The 4,416-nt window shown below is 56.8% G+C and carries 8 protein-coding genes; all 8 read right to left on the reverse strand.

Going from position 1 to position 4,416, the window contains the following annotated elements:
* Positions 1-144: 144 nt before the first annotated feature.
* Positions 145-393: a DUF7303 family protein gene (locus tag E4680_RS13420; RefSeq protein WP_135282932.1), complete on the reverse strand. Its 249-nt coding sequence runs from the start codon at positions 391-393 to the stop codon at positions 145-147.
* Positions 394-402: 9 nt separating this feature from the next.
* Entirely contained in the window at positions 403-843 is a 441-nt protein-coding gene (gene dut / locus E4680_RS13425) for a dUTP diphosphatase (RefSeq protein ID WP_135282933.1), read from the reverse strand.
* A gap of 50 nt (positions 844-893) precedes the next feature.
* Positions 894-1,151: a hypothetical protein gene (locus E4680_RS13430; RefSeq protein WP_135282934.1), complete on the reverse strand. Its 258-nt coding sequence runs from the start codon at positions 1,149-1,151 to the stop codon at positions 894-896.
* Positions 1,152-1,547: 396 nt separating this feature from the next.
* Positions 1,548-1,937, reverse strand: coding sequence for a hypothetical protein (locus tag E4680_RS13435; RefSeq protein WP_135282935.1), 390 nt, complete (start codon positions 1,935-1,937; stop codon positions 1,548-1,550).
* Positions 1,934-2,356, reverse strand: coding sequence for a hypothetical protein (locus E4680_RS13440; protein WP_135282936.1), 423 nt, complete (start codon positions 2,354-2,356; stop codon positions 1,934-1,936). The genes E4680_RS13435 and E4680_RS13440 overlap by 4 nt, the downstream gene beginning before the upstream one ends.
* Positions 2,357-2,365: 9 nt before the next feature.
* A complete protein-coding gene (locus E4680_RS13445) occupies positions 2,366-2,665 on the reverse strand; it encodes a hypothetical protein (protein WP_135282937.1) in 300 nt (99 codons plus the stop codon).
* A 104-nt stretch (positions 2,666-2,769) separates the two neighbouring features.
* Entirely contained in the window at positions 2,770-3,882 is a 1,113-nt protein-coding gene (locus tag E4680_RS13450; RefSeq protein ID WP_205688944.1) for a phosphoadenosine phosphosulfate reductase domain-containing protein, read from the reverse strand.
* 309 nt (positions 3,883-4,191) lie between these two features.
* On the reverse strand, positions 4,192-4,416 hold a 225-nt coding region (locus E4680_RS13455; protein WP_205688945.1), incomplete at its 5' end, for a hypothetical protein.

The raw sequence follows: 4,416 nt of genomic DNA on the forward strand, positions 1-4,416 counted from the left end.
AGACGGTCGACGGCTGCAAGGCGTACTCCGGCAGGGTGCCGGAGGTCTCGAAGTCAAACGCCATGTACTTCTCTGACTGCCACATACAGTATACCTACAATACAATAACGCCCCGCCGCCTACCTTGCTGGCGGGGCAGAGAGGTTACTCGATCCGCCAGCAGCCCACACCTTCACGGCCGTCCAGCGTCACCATCCGTGACACGAACTTGTAGCCCAGCCGGCGCTGCGCGGCGTTGCGCTGCGAGCTGAACGACTTGGGTACTTCTTCTGCGGGGATGAAGAACATGGACCCCACCGGCATGGTGGCGAACGGATACTTGCTGCCTCGCCGGCCAGTACGCTGGACCGGGGGAATCTCGATACCGGGCAGTACATCGTAAGTTTTGCTCATGGTGTTACCTCATGCTGTTCCTGTGTGACCGAACCCACCAGCACCACGATCTGTATCAGGCAAATCCTGCACTACCCTCCACTGGATGGTTGGCAACTGTACCAGAAATGCCTGTGCAACACGCGCGCCAGGGTGGATAAAGAATACAGTATCTCCGGTATTTTTCAATACCACCCGCACTTCCCCACGGTAATCGCTGTCGATCAAGCCGGGGGCGTTGAGCACGATGATGTTATGCTGGATCGCCAGCCCGCTGCGGGATGAGATGAACATGCCGTATCCTTCCGGCAAGGCAACTGCCAGCCCCGTAGGCACAGTCTTGACCGCCCCAGGTAGAATACGTAGCGCACGACTGATGTTGGCCTGCAAATCTACCGCACCACTCCCTGCGGTGGCATACTTTGGCAAGGTGATGTTATCCAACAACTTTACAAGTACATTTACATGCATGATACTCGTCCGTAGTGTAGGTGGTGCGCGATACTGTACCACGCAGGGGCTCAGGTGCCAACCACCTCGTCCAGCACTTTCCTGACATACGCGCCAACCTCCCCATCTGTCAGCAGCCCGAGTCCTTCAGGGTCCAGCAGGTATTGCAGTGCCTCTCGGTACCGACAGATATGCGTTGGGGTGGCGGCGTCCTGTTGCAGGGGCGCCTTGTCTGCGTCAAAGGCGTTCAGCGGCTTTGCATCTCCGCAGTTGGCGCAGTAATACGCGCCCCCGCCGACAGCCGCAGGGCTGATTCGCTCGTATGCCATAGCCTTGCAGACTCTACACTTTATGTCAGTTCGCATCTTCGGTGTCCTTTGGTGACCACGGTAGTTGGAGTGTGTCTCGCAGCAGGATAGGCTCGCACGGGCGTGTCGCACTGCGGGGGGTGCATGGCAGTGTAGCGCTTACTGCCTGCCTGGCGCGATAGTGGAAGGCGTATTCGCGGGCTTTCTTCAGGCCAATCGTGGGCCAGTAGCCAATCACATGTGGCTTGGATTTTACCCACCCTTCGGCTGTAACAGCTCGGCCGTACACCACGAATTGCCGAACGCCAGTGGCATTTACCACCAAGTGTAGTCCCTTACCCAGGTAGTATTCCTTACTGCGGCGCTGAGCAGGTAGGGCAGCAACTGCTGCGTCATCTGTAATGTCTGTACGAATCTTCATGTCTGGCTCTCCCGCACGACAGCCCACGGCAACAGCATCGCGGCTTGGTGGCAGACGGGCGGTGCCGCCACATCAATCAGGACGCGCAGTGCGTCGGGCGACAGGTCCATCAGGTCGGCAGCAGAGTCCCATGCGATGAGTGCGAGGATGGCGTCCCACGCTACGCTCCGTGCTGCGTCCCACGCTGCGCTCCGTGCTGCGGCCCGTGCTGCGCTCCGTGCTGCGATCCATGCTGCGTCCCACGCTGCGTCCCGTGCTGCGATCCATGCTGCGTCCCACGCTGCGTCCCGTGCTGCCTTCCACACCTCCGGCCTTGTATTCACGTCGGCCAGCACGGCGTCGATGTGCTTGGCGTTGGGCAGGTGTGCCCATGGTGCTGTGGTCATGACTGGTCCTCCGCAGTGCTCGCCCGCACCAGTGCCCACGGCAACAGCAGCACGGCCTGATGCTTCACAGGCTCTGGTGCCAGGTCGGCCATGGTGCGCAGCACGTCAGGGGGTAGGTCCAGCAGGTCGGCAGCCTCGTCCCACTTACGAAGCGCACATATAGCGTACCGCGCCGCAGACCGCAATACACCGAAGTCGGCATCCTTATTCTTAAACGGCTTTACGCTGTCCAGTATTCTAACTGCGCGGCGCCATGGTAGTGCTATGTCTGCTAGTTGGGAGTTTACTACATTGAGGGCTACGTCCCACTCTGTACCCCAATCTACTCTGCTTGCTGCTCGTGGTCTTTCGTTTATGTAAGCCAGCACGGCGTCGATGTGCCTGGCGTTGGGCAGGTGTGCCCATGGTGTTGTGGTCATTGGTGACTCCTACCGCTGAGTAATGTCAATGTACGCTACAGCCTGCTCCAGGGTAGCGAACCGTGGCGCATCCTCCGGCAACCACATCGCTCCCGGCTGACCAGATACCAGGTCTACGTTTGGGTCCCATCGCCACGTGCTGACCTGTGTAGGGATGAACCCATTACGGTCCTCCAGCACTGCGAACTGATAGGCGCTGACAAACACAAACAGGTTGCTCAGCTTGTCTGCCAGTTTGTGCTGTACAAGCACGTAATCACCGTCATAGGTAAAGTATGCCCGCAATCTGTACGTTTTTTCGGTGTTCATGTATTACTCCGCACGATGGCCCACGGGGGGGATCGGAATATCTGGTTGGTCTGTCCCTTGGCGTTAATTCACAGATTTCACTCTCTCAACGGAAATACTGGTTGTTACGAAGGGCCACAACCAGTTTTTGCATAAGCACCTGGAGGCAAAATCCAGTTCGATGAGTTCTGGATAACAGGTAACGAATACTCCCGCTTCATAGCCTGTATGAATGCTTCTTCGTCACCGATTTCCAACGGGCTAGCCTGTTTAGATACGTCCAGGATGCTAATCCTGTTGCGATTTATAGTTGTCTCAAAGCGCTCCTCATAGGCGGCAATGGCGTCTAGGCTGCCCGGAAAGTGGTGTCTCAGCGTAGCCCAGATCACCGCATCGTTAAAAATGCACTTCATGCAGGACGACCGACCCCAGCCCAGACGGTACGGCACCGGGGCGATTACACTGTGCCGGCGCAAAGCGTCCCACACCTTATCCTCACTCCAATGGAGCACTGGCCGCCAAGAATCGACATGGCGAGCCTTTCGGCCTGCTCGACGATCACAGGCATGTGGTTCAAGCTGGTTGTACTTTGCTCGGTTCGAGCTTTCTTCGCGCCTCTCCCCCGTAATGAAGAGCACTTTCTTTCCATCAAATCGTGACTGATTGTTAAGCGCTCGCCTGCCAACGTCGATTTTGAGCGCAGAACTACACCACCGTGTCTGGAGATTTGCCGACACCTGCGGAAACTTCATTCGTGTCCCGGGCTTCGCTCGCCGCGTGTCACGATCCAGGGTAATGAGACCGTCAGGGGTTTCTACGTGGTGGGGACGGCTGTACGAGTCTTCCTTGAGCATTTCCCCTTCAAACCCACCTTCCAGCCATGAAAAGTAAATTGGCAAACCGAACGCGGCGGCAAGCTGGCGGTTGTAATCTGCCATGAAAGGCCAGTCCATCAATGTCGATCCCTCGCGGCCATCTACATCATGGTGCCACAGCTCGACCATGCTTAGATCAACACCGATGTCGATTAGGTTTAGGAGACAGGCAATCGAGTCTTTGCCTCCCGACATGCAAAGGACGATTCGATCATAATCGTTAATGTCGATTGAAGGCGCTGAAAAATATGCTTTTTTCAACATGGACGAGCCATTCCCGAGACTCAATCCAAGCTGCGATCTCAACTCAGGAATGACTGTTTTGTCGTCGTATTCGTGCATTGCCCCATCGTTATTTACCATTTCATGTCTCCGTCTACGTACTTACTATAGACTACAACCCTACACCAGCCATGTCCAGCATGGCAATGCGCGAGCCTCCACACCGGACCTCTACCTCATCGAACGGGTAGTCCTTGGGGATCACAGACACACAGGCCACTAGTGACGTGGTTAATGCTGGCACATCGACATACCCATCGTCCTCTGCTGTAACTACCCAGCGTGGGTGAGCGTTAACTTCTACACCCTGACTCACCATGTACGCGGTGAGGCGTGTCTCCACTCGGCGCATACGGGTAACCAGTTCACGAATTGCCTCATTGTTCGTACTCATGACTTACTCTCCTCAATGGTTTTTACAATGGCCCAAGGCAACAGCAGCACAGCCTGATGGTTCACGGGCTCGGGTGCCAGGTCGGCCATGGTGCGCAGCACGTCCGGGGGTAGGTCCACCAGGTCGGCCGCAGAGTCCCATGCGACAAGTGCGCGGATGACATCCCATGCTGCGTCCCGTGCTGCGTCCCATGCTGCGGCCCGTGCTGCGTCCCATGCTGC

The sequence above is a fragment of the Candidatus Macondimonas diazotrophica genome, assembly GCF_004684205.1.
GTDB lineage: Bacteria > Pseudomonadota > Gammaproteobacteria > UBA5335 > UBA5335 > Macondimonas > Macondimonas diazotrophica.